The 17,164-nt window shown below is 72.7% G+C and carries 15 protein-coding genes and 1 pseudogene; 7 read left to right on the forward strand and 9 right to left on the reverse strand.

Annotation, left to right across the window (positions count from 1 at the left end; genetic code table 11):
- Positions 1 to 52: 52 nt before the first annotated feature.
- Positions 53 to 526 carry a hypothetical protein gene (locus tag ACFYOB_RS38580; RefSeq protein ID WP_388568934.1) on the reverse strand — a complete coding sequence of 158 codons (474 nt, stop codon included), beginning with the start codon at positions 524 to 526 and terminating at the stop codon, positions 53 to 55.
- Between the two features lie 405 nt (positions 527 to 931).
- Here ACFYOB_RS38580 and ACFYOB_RS38585 point away from each other — a divergent pair, with 405 nt between their 5' ends.
- Genes ACFYOB_RS38585 through ACFYOB_RS38600 form a run of 4 tightly spaced genes read left to right on the forward strand, consistent with a single transcriptional unit; the run spans position 932 to position 5,207 of the window.
- Complete coding sequence (locus tag ACFYOB_RS38585; RefSeq protein ID WP_388568937.1) at positions 932 to 3,715, forward strand: nitrate- and nitrite sensing domain-containing protein; 2,784 nt, start codon at positions 932 to 934, stop codon at positions 3,713 to 3,715.
- Positions 3,712 to 4,149: a roadblock/LC7 domain-containing protein gene (locus tag ACFYOB_RS38590; protein WP_388568940.1), complete on the forward strand. Its 438-nt coding sequence runs from the start codon at positions 3,712 to 3,714 to the stop codon at positions 4,147 to 4,149. The genes ACFYOB_RS38585 and ACFYOB_RS38590 overlap by 4 nt, the downstream gene beginning before the upstream one ends.
- Positions 4,150 to 4,159: 10 nt before the next feature.
- Positions 4,160 to 4,600, forward strand: a complete 441-nt coding sequence (locus ACFYOB_RS38595) for a DUF742 domain-containing protein (RefSeq protein ID WP_388568943.1) — start codon at positions 4,160 to 4,162, stop codon at positions 4,598 to 4,600.
- Positions 4,581 to 5,207 (forward strand): ATP/GTP-binding protein, encoded by a 627-nt coding sequence (locus tag ACFYOB_RS38600; RefSeq protein WP_388568946.1) that lies wholly within the window; start codon positions 4,581 to 4,583, stop codon positions 5,205 to 5,207. Before ACFYOB_RS38595 ends, ACFYOB_RS38600 begins: the two co-directional genes overlap by 20 nt.
- Positions 5,208 to 5,415: 208 nt before the next feature.
- Here ACFYOB_RS38600 and ACFYOB_RS38605 read toward each other — a convergent pair whose 3' ends face one another.
- From ACFYOB_RS38605 to ACFYOB_RS38620, 4 genes and pseudogenes are all read right to left on the reverse strand, one after another.
- Positions 5,416 to 6,606, reverse strand: coding sequence for a lipid-transfer protein (locus ACFYOB_RS38605; RefSeq protein WP_388568948.1), 1,191 nt, complete (start codon positions 6,604 to 6,606; stop codon positions 5,416 to 5,418).
- Entirely contained in the window at positions 6,603 to 7,064 is a 462-nt protein-coding gene (locus tag ACFYOB_RS38610; protein WP_388568951.1) for a Zn-ribbon domain-containing OB-fold protein, read from the reverse strand. Before ACFYOB_RS38610 ends, ACFYOB_RS38605 begins: the two co-directional genes overlap by 4 nt.
- Positions 7,065 to 7,124: 60 nt before the next feature.
- The gene (locus tag ACFYOB_RS38615) at positions 7,125 to 7,463 is read right to left on the reverse strand and encodes an Mpo1-like protein (protein ID WP_388568953.1); all 339 of its coding nucleotides are present in this window, start codon (positions 7,461 to 7,463) and stop codon (positions 7,125 to 7,127) included.
- Positions 7,464 to 7,476: 13 nt separating this feature from the next.
- Positions 7,477 to 8,162: pseudogene (locus ACFYOB_RS38620) on the reverse strand (M15 family metallopeptidase).
- Between the two features lie 29 nt (positions 8,163 to 8,191).
- Between ACFYOB_RS38620 and ACFYOB_RS38625 the strand changes: the two are divergent.
- On the forward strand, positions 8,192 to 8,704 hold the full coding sequence (locus tag ACFYOB_RS38625; RefSeq protein WP_388568955.1) for an NUDIX domain-containing protein: 513 nt from the start codon (positions 8,192 to 8,194) through the stop codon (positions 8,702 to 8,704).
- Here ACFYOB_RS38625 and ACFYOB_RS38630 read toward each other — a convergent pair.
- Positions 8,692 to 11,076: a TIM-barrel domain-containing protein gene (locus ACFYOB_RS38630; RefSeq protein ID WP_388568957.1), complete on the reverse strand. Its 2,385-nt coding sequence runs from the start codon at positions 11,074 to 11,076 to the stop codon at positions 8,692 to 8,694. The two genes, ACFYOB_RS38625 and ACFYOB_RS38630, sit on opposite strands and share 13 nt — an antisense overlap.
- A gap of 211 nt (positions 11,077 to 11,287) precedes the next feature.
- Here ACFYOB_RS38630 and ACFYOB_RS38635 point away from each other — a divergent pair, with 211 nt between their 5' ends.
- Both ACFYOB_RS38635 and ACFYOB_RS38640 read left to right on the forward strand, forming a co-directional pair.
- Complete coding sequence (locus ACFYOB_RS38635) at positions 11,288 to 13,264, forward strand: acetoacetate--CoA ligase (protein WP_388568959.1); 1,977 nt, start codon at positions 11,288 to 11,290, stop codon at positions 13,262 to 13,264.
- Positions 13,265 to 13,330: 66 nt separating this feature from the next.
- Positions 13,331 to 14,308, forward strand: a complete 978-nt coding sequence (locus tag ACFYOB_RS38640) for a hypothetical protein (RefSeq protein WP_388568961.1) — start codon at positions 13,331 to 13,333, stop codon at positions 14,306 to 14,308.
- Positions 14,309 to 14,419: 111 nt separating this feature from the next.
- Here ACFYOB_RS38640 and ptsP read toward each other — a convergent pair whose 3' ends face one another.
- From ptsP to ACFYOB_RS38655, 3 genes are all read right to left on the reverse strand, one after another.
- Entirely contained in the window at positions 14,420 to 16,090 is a 1,671-nt protein-coding gene (gene ptsP / locus ACFYOB_RS38645) for a phosphoenolpyruvate--protein phosphotransferase (RefSeq protein ID WP_388568964.1), read from the reverse strand.
- A gap of 75 nt (positions 16,091 to 16,165) precedes the next feature.
- A complete protein-coding gene (locus ACFYOB_RS38650) occupies positions 16,166 to 16,615 on the reverse strand; it encodes a PTS glucose transporter subunit IIA (RefSeq protein ID WP_388568966.1) in 450 nt (149 codons plus the stop codon).
- Positions 16,616 to 16,954: 339 nt separating this feature from the next.
- Positions 16,955 to 17,164, reverse strand: a 210-nt coding sequence (locus tag ACFYOB_RS38655; protein WP_388568968.1) for a hypothetical protein, incomplete at its 5' end; no start/stop codon positions are given.

Genomic DNA, 17,164 nt, shown 5'->3' on the forward strand with positions numbered 1-17,164 from the left:
GCCGGGCCGGTCAGGGCGGCCGGGCGGGAGCCGGCGGCCGCCGGGTGCGCGGTCAGCGGCGGCCGAACGCCGCGAGCGGGCCGTCCTCGCGGGGTATTCGCGCCGGGGCGGCCTTGCGCGCCGCACGGGCGGCCTTGGCGGCCCGGCGGGCCTCCCGACGGCGGCTGCGGGCCGTGCTGCTCGGCTCCGAGACCACCCCGTACCGCTGGTTCCACGTCTGCCGGGTGATCCACACGTCCAGCACGCCCCAGGTGGCGACGATCGTCCCCGCGACCGCGCCGAGCGCCATCGGGAAGGCCAGCCACGAGCCGGTCAGCGTGAGGAAGAAGGTGACCGTCGCCTGCGTCAGCGTCAGGGCCACGATCAGCACCGACCGCACCGCCGACGTCCGCACCGGATCCGGCATCCTCCGCCGCCGGGCCGGCTCCTCGACCCACAGCCCGCGCCCGCCCGCGCCGCCGACGCCCTCACGTGCGCCCGCACCTGCGCCACCGTCCTGCGCGCCGCCGCCCACATGTCCGTTCATGGTCCGCTCACTCCCCACCGCGCGGTCCGCAACGCCTACCCCGCCATGCCTACCCGGCCACGTCCACCCCGACGTGTACCCCCGAACAGAAGACGTACGGCGCCGCCGAGAGATTCCCGCTTCACGGACACCGTCACCACCGGGCCCGTTGATCGCGGAACGAATAATTCCAGCCATCCATCCAATTGCGGGAACTGACGCCTCACCAAGTGTCATCTGCCACATATCGGGCGGCACTTGACCGGAAGTATCGGACAACTCCCGATCTTCGGCCAGGGGTCCGGCCGAAAATGTCCGGACACGCCTTCGAAGCCGCCCCCCGGCAGTAGTAGGCTCACGCCGTTTAAATGACGGAACACCGAACCCCCCGACAACGGGGTTGAGCTGGGGGAGGCTGGGGAGGCCATGCGCTTTCGCGGGAAGTCCATCCGCCGGAAGATCGTGGCGTTGCTCCTTGTGCCGCTCGTCTCCCTGACCGCCCTCTGGGGCTTCGCGACCGTCATCACCGGCCGCGAGGCCGTCCAACTCCTCGACGTCGCCTACGTCATCGACAAGGTCGGCTATCCCATCGAGGACGTCGTCCGCGTCATCCAGAAGGAACGCCGCCAGACCCTCGTCGTCATCGGCGACCCCCGTGCCTCCACCGCCACCACGGAGCTCGCCAAGCGCCGCGCCGCCACCGACGAAATCGTCGAGAAGATGAGCGCGAGCGCCCGCGACCCCGAGGTCATCGAAGAGCTGAGCCCGCAGAACGCCCAGCGCCTGCGGAGCATCCTGGGCGCCTTGCACGGCATCGGAGCCCTCCGCCGCTCGGTCGACGAGAACACCCTCGACCCTAGTCAGGCGCTGGACCTCTACGGCCGACTCGTCGACCCCTGCTACGAGTTCCTCATGAATCTCCACGCGCTGGAGAACGTCGAGATGGACAAACAGGGCCGCGCCCTCGTCGGTATCACCCGCGCCCGCGAGACGCTCTCCCGCGAGGACGCCGTCATCGCCTCCGCGCTCGCCGCGCGCAACGTCAGCGCCGCCGACCTGCGCCACGTCTCCGACTTCGTCGCCAACCGCACCCTGCTCTACGACTTCAACCTCGCGATCCTCCCGGCCGGCGACCGCGAGCGCTTCGAGCACTACTGGGGCGCCGCCGAGACCAAGTTGCTGCGCGACGCGGAGGAGCGCTTCCTCGCAGGCGGCGCGGGCAAGAACCCGCGCGTCACGGCCGCCCAGTGGGACGAGGCCGCGACCAAGGTCCTCGACGAGCTCGCCGTCATGGGCACCGACGCCGGCGACCGCTACCAAAAGCGCGTCGAACCCGTCGCCATGGACGTCCTGGTCCAGGCCGCGGTCGCCGGCGTCCTCGGCTTCATCGCCCTCGCCTTCTCCCTCTTCCTCTCCGTCCGCATCGGCCGCGACCTGGTCCGCGACCTGTCCCGGCTCCGCAAGGAGGCCCACGAGGCCTCCGGCGTCCGGCTGCCGAGCGTGATGCGCCGCCTCGCCGCGGGCGAGCAGGTGGACGTGGAGACCGAGGCGCCCCACCTGGAGTACGAGAAGGACGAGGTCGGCCAGGTCGGCCAGGCCCTCAACTCCCTCCAGCGCGCCGCCGTCGAGGCCGCCGTCAAGCAGGCCGAGCTGCGCCGCGGCGTCTCCGAGGTCTTCGTCAACCTCGCCCGCCGCAACCAGGTGCTCCTGCACCGCCAGCTGACCCTCCTCGACACCATGGAGCGCCGCACCGAGGACACCGAGGAGCTCGCCGACCTCTTCCGCCTCGACCACATGACCACCCGCATGCGCCGCCACGCCGAAGGCCTGGTGATCCTCTCCGGCGCCGCGCCCTCCCGCCAGTGGCGCAAGCCCGTCCAGCTGATGGACGTCGTACGGGCCGCCGTCGCCGAGGTCGAGGACTACGAGCGCATCGAGGTGCGCCGGCTCCCGCGCCTGGGCATCGCCGGCCCCGCCGTCGCCGACGTCACCCACCTCGTCGCCGAACTCCTGGAGAACGCCACCGTGTTCTCGCCGCCGCACACCGCGGTCCAGGTGCTCGGCGAACGCGTCGCCAACGGCTTCACCCTGGAGATCCACGACCGCGGCCTCGGCATGAACCCCGAAGCGCTGCTCGACGCGAACCTCCGGCTCGCCGAGACACCCGACTTCGAACTCTCCGACACCGACCGCCTCGGCCTGTTCGTCGTCAGCCGCCTCGCGCAGCGCCACAGCGTCAAGGTCGTCCTCCAGCCCAGCCCGTACGGGGGCACCACCGCGGTGGTCTTCCTCCCCGCGGCCCTGCTGACCGATGCACCCGACACCAACGGCACGGGCATCCGGCTCGACGCGGCCGGCAAGGCCGGACGGTCCGGCAGGATCCCGTCCGCGCGGTCCGTGCCCGCCGCCGTCGAGCGGGCCCACGCCGGCGCCGGCCGCCCGCTGTCGGCCCCCGAACTGCGCGGCCCGGTCGAGCTGGAAGCCCCGATCGACGTCCTCGGCCTCGACGCGGAGCCCGCCGCCCCGGCCGGCGCGGGCGTTCGTCCGGCCATGGCCACCCTGGACGACGAGACCCCGCCGACCGGCACCCCGCGCAGCGCCCTGCTGGGGCTGCGCCCGGCGGACCGCCCGCACACCGACCGGCACCGGGACCGTCACGCCGACGGGCACGCCGACCGGCCCGACGGCCGCCCGGGCGACCGCGAGACGCCGGTCCCCACCGGCCCGGTCCGGCTCGACACCCAGCGCGTCGACACCCAGCGGGCGGAGACCCTCCGCCCCGACGGACCCCGCTCCCCGGGAGCCGTCCCGCTGCCGCGCCGCCGCCCCACCCCGACCCTGGTCGCCGAGCACGGCCGCCGCGTGGCGCCGCGCCCGGTGTCCGTGGTCCCGAAGCCCGCGCCGACCCCCGCACCCGGTGGGGCCGGCGCACCCGCAACGCCCGGTGCCGCGAGCGCCGGGCTCCCGCGCCGGGTCCGCCAGGCCAGCCTGGCCCCGCAGCTCAAGAACGCCCCGGCCGCCGCCTCCGACGCCGCGGCCACCGCCCCGGTGGCGGACCGCGACGCCGAGGACGTACGCACGCGCATGTCCGCACTCCAGCGAGGCTGGACGGCGGGCCGCAAGCAGCACGCTCAGCAGCAGTCCGAGACCGATGCAGGCACCTCCGCCGCAACCGGTCCGGGATACGAGAACGAAGGGGACGGTCGATGACCGCACCGCAGACCGGAAACGACACCAGGGGCCGCGGCTCCGGCCCGCTCAACTGGCTCCTCGACGAGCTCGTCGACAAGGTCGGTTCCATCCGCAAGGCGGTGGTCCTGTCGGGCGACGGCCTGCCCACCGGCAGTTCCAAGGACCTGACCCGCGAGGACAGCGAGCACCTGGCGGCCGTGGCCTCCGGCTTCCACAGCCTGGCCAAGGGAGTCGGCCGGCACTTCGACTCCGGCACGGTCCGCCAGACGGTGGTCGAGCTCGACGAGGCCTTCCTGTTCGTCATGGCGGCCGGTGACGGCAGCTGCCTGGCCGTGCTCGCCGACGCCGACTCCGACGTCGGACAGGTCGCGTACGAGATGACCCTGATGGTCAAGCGAGTCGGCGACCACCTGGCCATCGCCCCGCGCACCGGGCTGCCAGCCGGAGGGTGAGTCGGACGGCATGAGCGATTCAGGCCAGGACCGCCCCACCCGCACTCCGGCCGGGGACCGGGACCCCGCCCCCGACCACGCGCACTGGTTCGACGACGACGCGGGTCCCGTCGTACGTCCGTACGCCATGACCCGCGGCCGGACCAGCCACGCGGGCCAGCACCGGCTCGACCTGATCGCGCTCGTCGTCGCCGAACCGGCCGCCGACGACCCGGTCTGGGACCTGACGCTGTCCCCGGAACACGCCCACATCCTCGGGCTGTGCCGGGACCGCCCGCAGTCGGTCGCCGAAATCGCGGCCGAGCTCGACCTCGCGGTCGGCGTCGTCCGGGTCCTGATCGGCGACCTGACCGACGAGGAACTGGTCCATGTGACCCGGCCGGTACCGCCGGCCGAACTGCCCGATGAATCCATTCTGCGTGAGGTGATCGATGGCCTTCGGGCGCTCTAGCCGCACCGGTGCCATGCACGCCGTGTCACCGGTCGAGCCGCTGACCTTGAAGATCCTGGTCGCGGGCGGTTTCGGGGTGGGCAAGACCACCCTGGTCAGTGCGGTAAGCGAGATCAGACCGCTGCGGACCGAGGAACTCCTCTCGGAGCCGGGCGCCGCCATCGACGACACCGGGGGAGTGGAGGGCAAGAACACCACCACCGTGGCCATGGACTTCGGGCGCATCACGCTGCGCGAGGACCTGGTCCTGTACCTGTTCGGCACGCCCGGGCAGGACCGGTTCTGGTTCCTGTGGGACGAGCTGGCCCAGGGCTCGCTCGGCGCCGTGGTCCTCGCGGACACCCGCCGCCTCGCCGACTGCTTCGCCGCCATCGACTACTTCGAGCGGCGTGAGCTCCCGTTCGTCGTCGCCGTGAACTGTTTCGACGGCGCGGACCGGCACCCCGTGGTGACCGTACGGGAAGCACTCGACCTCGATGCCGGGGTGCCGGTGCTGCTCTGCGATGCGAGGGACCGGGAGTCCGTGAAGGACGTGCTCGTCGGGGTCGTGGAACACGCGATGTCCCTGGCACGGGCGCGGCGCCGGAGCCTCACCGCCGGGGCCTGACGTGGAGGCGGCCCGTACCCCCGCCGACTGGGGTACGGGCCGCAGCTCTCACGGGGGGATTCGGGTGTCCCGGAAGCGGTTGCGGGACCGTGGAGCGAGTGTGAACCCGCCCCCGGGGGCCGTCAAGCGTTCCGGCACACCCGCCGGCGCGCCCGTCGGCAAAACCTCCGGAAACAGCCATCGGTGACAACCCGCCGGGAACGCCCGCTCAGCGCACGGCGACGACGGCCGACCCGTGGCCGAACAGGCCCTGGTTCGCGGTGATCCCGGCCCGGGCCCCCGGCACCTGCCGGTCCCCGGCCGTACCCCGCAGCTGCCACGTCAGCTCGCACACCTGCGCGATGGCCTGCGCCGGAACAGCCTCCCCGAAGGAAGCCAGCCCCCCGCTCGTGTTGACGGGGACCCGCCCGCCCAGGGCCGTCGCCCCCTCCCGGACGAGCTTGGCCCCCTCGCCCTCCCCGCACAGGCCGATGTCCTCGTACCACTCCAGCTCCAGAGCGGTGGACAGGTCGTACACCTCGGCGAGCGAGAGGTCGTCCGGGCCGAGGCCCGCCTCCTCGTACGCGGCGCGCGCGATCGAGGACCGGAAGGAGCCCGCCGCGGGGCCGACGGCCACCGCCGAGTCCGTGGCGATGTCCGGGAGGTCCAGCACCGTACGCGGATACGTGGGAGTCACCGTCGACACGGCCCGGATCCGCACCGGGTCCGCGACCCCGCGCGAGCGCGCGAAGTCCATGCTGGTCAGCACCAGGGCCGCGCCCCCGTCGGAGGTGGCGCAGATGTCGAGCAGCCGGAGCGGATCGGCGACCACCGCCGACGCGGCGACCTCCTCGGCGGTGACCGCGCTGCGGTAGCGGGCGTTCGGGTTGAGCGCACCGGCGGCCGCGTTCTTCACCTTGACCTGGGCGAAGTCCTCCGGTGTGTCCCCGTACACGGCCATCCGGCGACGGGCGTACAGCGCGAAGTACGCCGGATTGGTGGCGCCCAGCACGCGGAAGCGCAGCCAGTCCGGATCGTCCGGCCGGTCGCCGCCCGCCGGCGCGAAGAACCCCTTGGGCGCCGCGTCCGCGCCCACCACCAGGACCACGTCCGCCAGTCCGGCCAGGATCTGCGCCCGGGCCGCCCCGATCGCCTGGGCGCCGGAGGCGCAGGCCGCGTACACGCTGGTCACCCGGGCGCCCTGCCAGCCCAGCGCCCGGGCGAAGGTCGCACCTGCCACGTAGCCCGGGTAGCCGGAGCGCACCGTGTCGGCGCCGACGATCGACCCCACGTCCGACCAGTCCAGTCCGGCGTCCGCCAGCGCCGCCCGCGCGGCGGCCCGCCCGTACTCGACGAAACTGCGGCCCCACTTGCCCCAGGCGTGCATTCCCGCCCCGAGGACGGCGATGTCCGCGCTCACGCCGCACCTCCGACCGGCTTGAACCGCCAGGTGGTCCAGGCGGTCCCGGTGTCCGCGTCCTCGTTCAGCACGCCGCCCACCACCTCGACCTCCATCCCGACGGCCAGATCGCCGACACCCACCCCGGGCGCCGCCTGCCCCAGCACCACCATCCCCTCGGCCTCCAGCTCCACCGCGACCAGGGTGTACGGCTCCCAGGGCGCGGCCGCGTCGGACACGTACGGCGCGGGCGGCCGGTAGCGCCCGTCGGTGTAGGACCAGACCCGCCCGCGCGGGGACAGCGGCACCTCGGCGAGCTCGCCGCCGCCGGGACAGTGCGGGTTGCGGCAGTACGCGTCCTCGCGCGGGAAGAACACCGCGGTGCAGGCCGAACACCGGGTACCGAGCAGCCGGAAGCCGCCGTCCGCGGTGCTTTCGGTGAACCACCCGCTCACGACGGGTGTGCGTGTGAGTGCCAAGACCCCTCCCCTACAGAAACTGACGCATCGTCAGGAGTCTGCCACGGGCGGGCTACCGGGTCACCGGTTCTCGGCGAGCCACTTCCGCGCGATCTCGCCCAGCTCCGCGTCCCGGCCGGCCAGCATCATCCGGATCATCTGCGCGTCCCCGCGCAGCGACCACCCCGGATTCCCGAAGGTCGCCGGATTGTTCCCCTCGATCAGGAAGTGCGCAGGCCACGCCGTCCCGTACCCGATCAGCGGGAGCGCGGCGAGATAGCGCATGCGGCCGCGCGCCAGCCCGTAACCGGTCACCGCGAGGCCGGTGAGCGTGCCGGCGAGATGGACCCAGCGAGTGGCGGCCCGGGAATGCATGGCGACGTAGTACGGCCAGAACTCCTCGTACGAACTGAAAGTCATGCGGGCACGGTACTCACGGCCGGACGGCGGCGACAGCGACGGGGAAGTCGAAATGCGTGTCGGGAAAGGCCTCGGGCCTGAAGGTGAAGTGCCACCATTCCTCAGGGAGGTTGACGAAGTCATGCTCACCGAGTGCGCGCCTCAGCAACTCGCGGCCCGCGCGGGCAGCGCCCACGATCCGGGGATCGTCGGTGTGGGAGAGCGGATCGAAGGAGTCGAACGCGGTCCCCATGTCCACCTCACGGCCGGAGAGGTCCTCCGGCGTCACGTCGACCGTACTCCCGCGGCCGTGCCCGGACTTCTCGGCGATGTACGCCTCGGGAATCAGCCGGCTCCGCTCCACCTACGGGTAGAACTCCGCCTTGGCCTCCCGGTCACCCGGGCCGTCCGGCTCCCGGGCCCACCGCACGAACCGGTCGACCGCCCGCCGCGGCCGGTAACAGTCGTACACCCGCAGCGAATGGCCGCGCAGCAGCAGCCCCCGCTGCGCCCGCCGCAACGCCTCCGCGGCCGGCCTGGCCAGCAGGCACACCGGCTCCTCGTACCCGTCCACCCCCCCGCCGGTGAAATTCCGCGCACCCGCGTACCCGCGTACCGCATGTCCTGCCGGATGCCCGGATCCACCTCGCGCAACGCGGCGAACCCCGGCGGGGCCGCCCCGCCGGCCAGCACCGCGAGCAAGCCCACAACCACCGTCATCCGCGTACCCCTTGGCATACCATCGCGGGATGCCGGAACAGCTGAGGGACTCGCACTGCTCCACCTGCGGAGCGCGCTACAGCGCGACCGACTGGCCCCGCGCCTGCGAGGCGTGCGGAGCCACCGCCTACCGCAACCCCCTCCCGGTGGCCGTCGCCCTCCTCCCGGTCGAAGACGCGAAAGGCACCGGCCTCGTCGTCATCACCCGCGCCATCGCCCCGGCCCTCGGCGGCATCGCCCTGCCCGGCGGCTTCATCGACTTCGGCGAGGACTGGCGCGACGCCGTCGTCCGCGAACTCCGCGAAGAGACCGGAATCAAGGCCGCCGCCTCGGAGGTCACCCTGGCCGACGCCCTCAGCTCCCCGGCCGGCCACCTCCTGATCTTCGGCCTCCTCCCGCTCCACCCGGCCGCCGGCCTGCCCGCCTCGACACCGACCGACGAGACCACGGGCTGGCACATCCTGCGCACCCCGGCCGAACTGGCCTTCCCCCTCCACACCCAGGCCGCCTCCGCATGGTTCGCGGGGCGCTACGCCTGCTGAGCCGCGTCGAGACCCCGTACGACGACGCCCTCCACCACATCCCCCGTCTCCGACTCCACGACCACCGAGTCCCCGGCCCACCGCACGGTGTACCGCTCCACCGCGCCCGGCTCGAAGCCCGGACCCGGATCCCGGATCACCACCCCGCCGCCCGTCCGGCCCCGCGCCGGAGCCCAGACCTCCAGGGTCACCCCGCCGTCACCCGCGGCGGACCGCACCGGCAGCACCGCCCCCGCCCGCGCCAGCACCGGGATCCGCCCCGGCGGCGCGTCCAGCAGGATCTGGCCCGGGCCCTCGTACGCCTCACCGCTCACGGTGTCGTACCAGCGCCCCCGCGGCAGCCGTACCGCCCGCCGGTCCGCCCCGCACTCCAGCACCGGGGCGACCAGCAGCGCGTCGCCCAGCAGGAACGCGTCCTCGCAGTCCCGCAGCCGCCGCTCCTCCGGAGCGCCCCACCACAGCGGCCGCACGTACGGCGCCCCCGTCCGCCGCGCCAGGTGGGCCAGCGTCACGAAGTACGGCCGCAGCCGCTCCCGCTCCGCGAGCACCTCGCGCGCCCGCTCCTCCACCTCGGGCCCGAATTCCCACGGCTCCCGCCGCCCCGCCCAGATCGCCGAATGCGTCCGGAACAGCGGCAGGTACGCACCCAGCTGCAGCCACCGCAGGTACAGCTCGGGGGAGGGGGACCCGCCGAAGCCGCCGACGTCCGGGCCCGAGTACGGCACCCCGCACAGGCCGAGCCCCAGCACCAGCGCCAGCGAGGCCCGCAGCCCCTCCCAGCTCGTCTCCACATCCCCCGACCACGTGCCCCCGTACCGCTGCATGCCCGCCCACCCCGACCGGGAGAACAGGAACGGCCGCTCGGCGGGCCGCAACCGGACCAGCCCCTCCCAGCCCGCCCGCGCCATCCCGAGCCCGTACACGTTGTGCCCCGCCCGGTGGTCGCCGCCCGCGCCGTCCATCGCGTGCCGCGCCGACCGCGGCAGCGTGGCGTCCCCGAAGGGGGTGAAGGACACCGGCTCGTTCATGTCGTGCCAGAAACCGGCGAAGCCCTGCCCGAGGCGCTCCTCGTACAGCCCGCCCCACCACTCCCGCACCGCCGGATCCGTGAAGTCCGGGTACACGCACTCGCCCGGCCAGACCTCGCCGCGCACCTCCCGGCCCTCCGCGTCCCGTATGAACGCACCGCCCGCCCCCACCGCGCGCCCCGACGCGTGCACCGCGTCCCCCGTCTTCACCGCCGGATCCACGATCGAGACGAGCCGCACCCCCCGCTCCCCCAACTCCCTCGCCAGCCCCGGCAGATCGGGGAACCGCTCCTCGTCCACCGTGAACACCCGGTGCCCGTCGTAGTGGTCGATGTCCAGGTGTACGGCCGACAGCGCGAGCCCGCGCGACGCGTAACCCCCGACCACCCGGCGCACCTCCGCCGCGCTCCCGAACCCCCACCGCGCGTGCTGGTACCCCAGCGCCCACTCCGGCGGCACCGCCGCCGCACCCGTCAGCCCCGACCAGCCCTGCAGCACCCGCGCCGGCGTGCCCACCAGCACCCAGCACCTGAGCGGCCCGCCCTCCATGCGCAGTTCGCTCGCCCCCGGACGGTCCACCCCCGAACCGGCGCCCTCCTCACCCTCGCGCAACACCACCCGGCCTTCCCACGGGTTGTCGTGGAACACCAGGTGCGTCCCCGCGTCCGCCACCACCATCTGCACCGGCATCGTGAGGTAGAGCGGATCGTCACCCGGCCCGAAGCCGCCCTTCGGGTCCGTGTTCCACAGCCGGTACACCCCGTCCCGCAGCCTCGGGCCCGCGGCCCGCCCGCCCAGCCCGAAGAACCGGGCGTCCGCCGCCACCTCGCCCCGCTGCAGCCACCGCGCCCCCGCCCCCTCCCCGTCGCCGTCGACGGCATCCACCGGCTCCCACCACCGCGGCGGCAGCTCCCGCCGCAGCACGGTCCCGCCCGGCGTGCGTACCTCCACCGCCCCGGTCCGGGACACCGCCACCGTCACCCGCTCCGACACCACCCGCCAGCCGCCTTCGGTGTCCGGCTCCAGCACCGCCCGCGGATCCGGCTCCGGCCCCGTGCCCACCACCGCGTACGAAGGAGTCGGCCCGGCCCCGTCCCAGCCCCAGAACACCGCCCCGCCCACGGTGACCCGCACCAGCAGCTCCGACCGCGCGAACCGCAGCACACCCCCGCCCGGCCGCGGCTCCGTACCGGTCAGCAGCCCCGGCACCCGCGCCCGCTCGGCGCCCCGGCGCGCGAGCCCCACCGCGTCCGCACGCCGGTGGCGCCACGACGAGAGCCAGGCGCGCCGTCCGCGCTCCGTACCGATGTCCTTCACCGCACGCACCAGATCACGACCGTTCATGCCGATCACCCTGCCACCGGCCTGCGGACCAAGGGGCTGCGTTCAACTGCCGTTCACCCTTGAAGTGATCTCACCCGGCCACCCGGGGCAGCCCTGGTGCGGACGTCGATCACATGGCATCGTCCCAGTGAGCCACCGTGCGTACACCCTCCGCGCGATGGCACCGTACGCACACGAAGCGCGAGCCGCAGACTTGACCGGGAGCCGACCCATGACCTCAGCCACGCAGCCGGAACCCCTCTGGGCCCCGGGCCCCGACCGGATCGCCGCGGCCCGGATCACCGCCTTCCAGGCCTGGGCGGCGGAGCGCTTCGGAGCCCCCGCCGAGGGCGGCTACCCCGCCCTGCACACCTGGTCCGTCGACGAGCTCGACACCTTCTGGCAGGCCATCGCCGAGTGGTTCGACGTCCGCTTCACCACCCCGTACCAGTCCGTCCTCGCCGACCGCTCCATGCCCGGCGCGCGCTGGTTCGCCGGATCCACCCTCAACTACGCCGAGCACGCCCTGCGCGCCGCCGAGGACCCGGCCCGCGCCGACGACGCCGCCCTGCTGTACGTGGACGAGACCCACGAGGCCACCCCCGTCACCTGGGCCGGGCTCCGCCGCCAGGTCGGCTCCCTCGCCGCCGAACTGCGCGCCCTCGGCGTGCGCCCCGGCGACCGGGTCAGCGGCTACCTCCCCAACATCCCCGAGGCCGTCGTCGCCCTTCTCGCCACCGCCGCCGTCGGCGGGGTCTGGACCTCCTGCGCCCCCGACTTCGGCGCCCGCAGCGTCCTCGACCGCTTCCAGCAGGTCGAGCCGGTCGTCCTGTTCACCGTGGACGGCTACCGCTACGGCGGCAAGCAGCACGACCGCCGCGACACCGTCGCCGAACTCCGCGCCGAGCTGCCTTCGCTGCGCGCCGTCGTCCACATCCCGCTGCTGGGTACGCAGGCCCCCGAGGGAGCCCTGGCCTGGTCGGACCTGACCTCCGCGGACACCGAGCCCGTCTTCGAGGCGGTCCCCTTCGACCACCCCCTCTGGGTCCTGTACTCCTCCGGCACGACCGGCCTGCCCAAGGCCATCGTCCAGTCCCAGGGCGGCATCCTCCTCGAACACCTCAAGCAGCTCGGCCTGCACTGCGACCTCGGCCCGGAGGACCGGTTCTTCTGGTACACCTCCACCGGCTGGATGATGTGGAACTTCCTCGTCTCAGGCCTGCTCACCGGCACCACCGTCGTCCTGTACGACGGCAGCCCCGGCTACCCCGACACCGGCGCCCAGTGGCGCATCGCCGAGCGGACCGGGGCCACCCTCTACGGCACCTCCGCCGCGTACGTCATGGCCTGCCGCAAGGCCGAGGTCCACCCGTCCCGCGACTTCGACCTCTCCGCCGTCAAGTGCGTGGCGACCACCGGCTCACCGCTCCCGCCCGACGGCTTCCGCTGGCTGCACGACGAGGTGGCCGAGGACCTGTGGATCGCCTCCGTCAGCGGCGGCACCGACGTCTGCAGCTGCTTCGCCGGCGCCGTCCCCACCCTCCCCGTCCACATCGGCGAGCTCCAGGCCGCCTGTCTCGGAACGGACCTCCAGGCCTGGGACCCGTCCGGCAAGCCCGTCGTCGGCGAGGTCGGCGAGCTCGTCGTCACCAACCCCATGCCGTCCATGCCGGTCCGGTTCTGGAACGACCCCGACGGCAGCCGCTACCGCGAGAGCTACTTCGAGATGTTCCCGGGCGTCTGGCGCCACGGGGACTGGATCACCATCACCGACCACGGCTCGGTGATCATCCACGGCCGCTCCGACTCCACCCTGAACCGCCAGGGCGTCCGGATGGGCTCCGCCGACATCTACGAGGCCGTCGAGCGCCTCCCCGAGATCAAGGAATCCCTGGTCATCGGCCTGGAGGAGCCGAACGGCGGCTACTGGATGCCGCTCTTCGTCCACCTCGCGCCCGGCGCCACGCTCGACGACGACCTCCGTTCCAAGATCAAGGCGACCATCCGCGAGGAGCTCTCCCCGCGCCACGTCCCCGACGAGGTCATCGAGGTCCCGGGCATCCCGCACACCCTCACCGGCAAGCGCATCGAGGTCCCGGTCAAGCGCCTCCTGCAGGGAGCCCCGCTGGCCAAGGCGGTCAATCCGGGCTCCGTCGACAACCTCGACCTCCTCTACTTCTACGAGGAGCTGGCCCGCACCCGCGGCTGAGGCCACTGTCAGTGGCTCTGATTACCCTGAGTGAGCAAGTGATCACCGCGCCACTCAGGGGGAGCCATGCCACCGAAGAACGACAGCACCGGGACGAACAGCACAGCCAGGACCTCGCGGACCGCTCGCACCGCTAGCACGACGCGGACCGCTCGGACCGCGAGGAACAGCGGCACCGACCGGCGCCGCAGGCTGCGCCGCGAGGTCCCCGGCACCATCGGCCTCCTGGCCGACGCCGGGGACTTCGCCGCCATGCGCGAGTACCGCAGCTTCGTGTTCGACGACCACCAGGACTACCTCCGCCACGTCGACGGGCTGCTCCGGTCCCTCGCGGCCCAGGGCATCCACACCACCGTCGCGCTCTTCGATCCCGAGGAGTACGCCGAATACGCCGCGGAGCACGGCCTCGACCCGGACACCGTCGAGGCCCGCACCCTGTTCACCGCGGAACTGGCGGGCACGGGCGCAGGCGTGCCCCATGCCGGCCGGCCCATCGACGAACTCGTCCCGCTCCTCGTGGACGAGGCCGTCCGGCAGGCCACCTGGGAATATGCGACCGCGCTCCTCGCCGGCGCCGGTACCTGCGCGGACTGCGGCGAGGACATCGGCCATGCCTCCTTCGAGCGCGCCACGGCCGCGCTCCGACGGCTCATGGCCGGCGCCGGACCAGGTCGGCACCACCTCGTGTGCAGCGTGCCGACGGAGACGGAACAGCTCGTCGCCGTCCTGCACGCCGAGACCGGCACCGACCCCGGGGAACCGCCCCGGATGGAGGGCCGTGACGGCCTCGACTTCGTGACCGTGCTGGCCGCCGGGCTCGCCCTCGGCGGCCCCGGGGGACTGGTACTGCGCAGCACCACCGAGGACCACGGGGACCGGGTCCACGGCTGGCGCCTGGACCGCGGCCGCCTCGCCGTGCTCCCGGCCGCGGCCGTGTTCAACGCCTACTGCACGGACGCCGACACCGGCGAGCCCGTCGCCCCGGAACCGGGCGTCGAGTACTGCCCGGGCTACGAGGTAGACGGCCCGGGCCCACACCACTGAAAAGAGCGGAGCGTGAAAGAGGAGGATGAGAGAGGGGAGCGCGGCAGAACGGCCGAGGGGCCCTCGCCACCGGCGACGGCCCCTCGATCGAACACGATCCGCGCTCCGCGGCTACTCGCCGGAGAGCACCGCCTGGGCGGCCACGCGGGCCTCCTCCGCGCTGTCGCACGCACGCGCCGCGGCCGCAGCGCGCTCGCACTGCGCCAGGGTGTACTTGGCGAGCGTCGCGCGCACGTACGGAATGGAAGCGGCACCCATCGACAGAGAGGTGACGCCCAGACCCGTCAGCACACAAGCCAGCAGCGGGTCCGAAGCGGCCTCGCCACAGACACCACAGCTCTTGCCCTCCGCCCTGGCGGCATCGGCCGACATGGCGATCAGGTCGAGCAGCGCCGGCTGCCAAGGGTCCTGCAGCCGAGACACCGCACCGACCTGACGGTCGGCGGCGAAGGCGTACTGGGCCAGGTCGTTGGTGCCCAACGACAGGAACTCGACCTCCTGGAGGATCGAGCGCGCCCGCAGCGCGGCGGAGGGGATCTCCACCATGGCGCCGAACTTCGCCTTCAGCCCGGCCGCGCGGCACGCGTCCGCGAACGCCTTGGCATCGGTCCGGTCCGCCACCATCGGGGCCATGACCTCGAGGTAGACGGGCAACCCCTCGGCAGCCTTGGCCAGCGCGGTGAGCTGCGTACGCAGTACGTCCGGGTGGTCCAGCAGCGAGCGCAGACCACGGACACCGAGCGCCGGGTTCGGCTCGTCGGCCGGGGTCAGGAAGTCCAGCGGCTTGTCCGCGCCGGCATCCAGGACGCGGACGACCACACGGCCTTCGGGGAAGGCTTCGAGCACCTTGCGGTAGGACTCGGTCTGCTTCTCCTCGGACGGAGCCTTCTTGCTGTCGTCCAGGAACAGGAACTCGGTGCGGAACAGGCCCACACCCTCCGCCCCGGCCTCCACGGCAGCCGGCACGTCCGCCGGACCGCCGACATTGGCCAGCAGCGGCACCTTGTGACCGTCGGAGGTCGCGCCCGGACCGGACGCCGCGGCGAGAGCGGCCTTGCGCTCGGCGGCCGCGGCCTCCAGCTCGGCCCGCTTCTCGTCACTCGGCTCGACGAACAGGTCACCTGTGCTGCCGTCGACGGCGATGACCGTACCCTCGGCGATCTCACAGGCACCCGGCAGCGCCACGATCGCCGGGACGCCCAGCGCCCGCGCGAGGATCGCGCTGTGGCTGGTCGGGCCGCCTTCCTCGGTGACGAAGCCGAGGACCAGCGTCGGGTCGAGCAGAGCGGTGTCGGCGGGGGCAAGGTCCCGCGCGATCAGCACGTACGGCTCGTCGCTGTCCGGCACACCCGGCATCGGAACGCCGAGCAGACGCGCCACGATGCGGTTCCGTACGTCGTCCAGGTCGGCCACCCGGCCGGCCATGTACTCGCCGGCCCCCGCGAGCAGGTCACGATAGGAGGCGAACGCGTCGTAGATACCGCGCTCGGCGGTGCTGCCGACGGCGATCCGCCGGTCCACGTCCGCCATCAGCTCGGGGTCCGTGGCGATCATCGCCTGGGCCTCGAGCACGTGCTGGGCCTCGCCACCGGCCAGCTGGCCGCGCGCGATCAGGTCGGCCGATACAGCCTCCACGGCCTTGCGGGCGCGCCCCTGTTCGCGCTCCGCCTCGTCCGCGGTGATCCGCTTGGCCGGCGGCTCGAGAACCGCCGTACCCATGTGCCGGACCTCGCCGATCGCCACCCCGTGGCTCACGCCGACGCCTCGCAGCGTTGTCTCCATTTCACCCGTCTCCGATTGAGCGGCGGCCCCAGCCGCCGCGGTGGTTGTCCGACTCGCCTGTGCAGGCAGAGGGCTTCACTGCCAGCTGAAGAGAGCGTCGTCAGCCTTCACGTCCCCGGATTCGACGACGTCGGAGAGGGAGCCGGCAGTTGCTTCGAGCGCCACGACGGGGCAGATTGCGGACTTGCCCGCGGCCTCGACCGCGGCCGGGTTCCAACGGATGACAGCCTGACCGCGGGTCACGGTGTCGCCCTTGTTGACGAGCAGCTCGAAGCCCTCGCCGTTGAGCTGGACGGTGTCGATGCCGAGGTGCGTGAGCACACCGTGGCCTTCGCCGTCGACTACTACGTACGCGTGCGGGTGCAGGGAGACGATCACACCGTCGACGGGGGACACCGCCTCCGAGGGCTCGCGCACGGGATCAATAGCGGTGCCCGGTCCCACCATCGCGCCGGAGAACACCGGATCGGGCACTGCCGCGAGTCCGATGGCGCGCCCGGCAAGTGGGGACGTCACGCTGGTCATGGGGGCCTCCCAGGGGTGGGGCTGCTCGCGTCGCCGTCACTGCCTGTCGCGAACGGCGTACTCTTCAGCAGGATATGTCACGGGATGTTCGGGTTCGCCCGATGCTTGTCCTGATCCGGGCTGGTCCTTAGGCACGGAGACTAGTGGACTAGACCGGTGGACTAGACCATACGCCTGAATCGATTTGCTTGGGCACCAGCAGGCCTGTACTGTCGAGACTCCCGCCAGGACGCCACGTGTGAACATCTCGCGAACGGCTGATGGACGGGACTCCTCCTCTTCAGCTCCGATCTTGATCTCGATCGCTCTTCCCATGCCTTTCGGTAATGCGGTGAGTGGTCAGAGAGACAGGGAATCGCTGATAGAGTCGGAATCGCTGGAAAGGGAAAGCGTGAAAGCGCAGAACCTGAAAAGCGCCGAGGAAATCGGACACGAAAGAGTCTGATAGAGTCGAAAACGCAAGAACACAGAACGAAAGCCCGGAGGAAAGCCCGCGAGGGTGAGTACAAAGGAAGCGTCCGTTCCTTGAGAACTCAACAGCGTGCCAAA

The organism is Streptomyces sp. NPDC006463, from assembly GCF_042870715.1.
GTDB lineage: Bacteria > Actinomycetota > Actinomycetes > Streptomycetales > Streptomycetaceae > Streptomyces.

What these genes read in the sequence shown, in the direction of transcription:
- ACFYOB_RS38580 (WP_388568934.1), bottom strand. Translation starts at nt 526, where the DNA reads ATGAACGGACATGTGGGCGGCGGCGCGCAGGACGGTGGCGCAGGTGCG.
- ACFYOB_RS38585 (WP_388568937.1), top strand. Translation starts at nt 932, where the DNA reads ATGCGCTTTCGCGGGAAGTCCATCCGCCGGAAGATCGTGGCGTTGCTC.
- ACFYOB_RS38590 (WP_388568940.1), top strand. Translation starts at nt 3,712, where the DNA reads ATGACCGCACCGCAGACCGGAAACGACACCAGGGGCCGCGGCTCCGGC.
- ACFYOB_RS38595 (WP_388568943.1), top strand. Translation starts at nt 4,160, where the DNA reads ATGAGCGATTCAGGCCAGGACCGCCCCACCCGCACTCCGGCCGGGGAC.
- ACFYOB_RS38600 (WP_388568946.1), top strand. Translation starts at nt 4,581, where the DNA reads ATGGCCTTCGGGCGCTCTAGCCGCACCGGTGCCATGCACGCCGTGTCA.
- ACFYOB_RS38615 (WP_388568953.1), bottom strand. Translation starts at nt 7,463, where the DNA reads ATGACTTTCAGTTCGTACGAGGAGTTCTGGCCGTACTACGTCGCCATG.
- ACFYOB_RS38625 (WP_388568955.1), top strand. Translation starts at nt 8,192, where the DNA reads ATGCCGGAACAGCTGAGGGACTCGCACTGCTCCACCTGCGGAGCGCGC.
- ACFYOB_RS38630 (WP_388568957.1), bottom strand. Translation starts at nt 11,076, where the DNA reads ATGAACGGTCGTGATCTGGTGCGTGCGGTGAAGGACATCGGTACGGAG.
- ACFYOB_RS38635 (WP_388568959.1), top strand. Translation starts at nt 11,288, where the DNA reads ATGACCTCAGCCACGCAGCCGGAACCCCTCTGGGCCCCGGGCCCCGAC.
- ACFYOB_RS38640 (WP_388568961.1), top strand. Translation starts at nt 13,331, where the DNA reads ATGCCACCGAAGAACGACAGCACCGGGACGAACAGCACAGCCAGGACC.
- ptsP (WP_388568964.1), bottom strand. Translation starts at nt 16,090, where the DNA reads ATGGAGACAACGCTGCGAGGCGTCGGCGTGAGCCACGGGGTGGCGATC.
- ACFYOB_RS38650 (WP_388568966.1), bottom strand. Translation starts at nt 16,615, where the DNA reads ATGACCAGCGTGACGTCCCCACTTGCCGGGCGCGCCATCGGACTCGCG.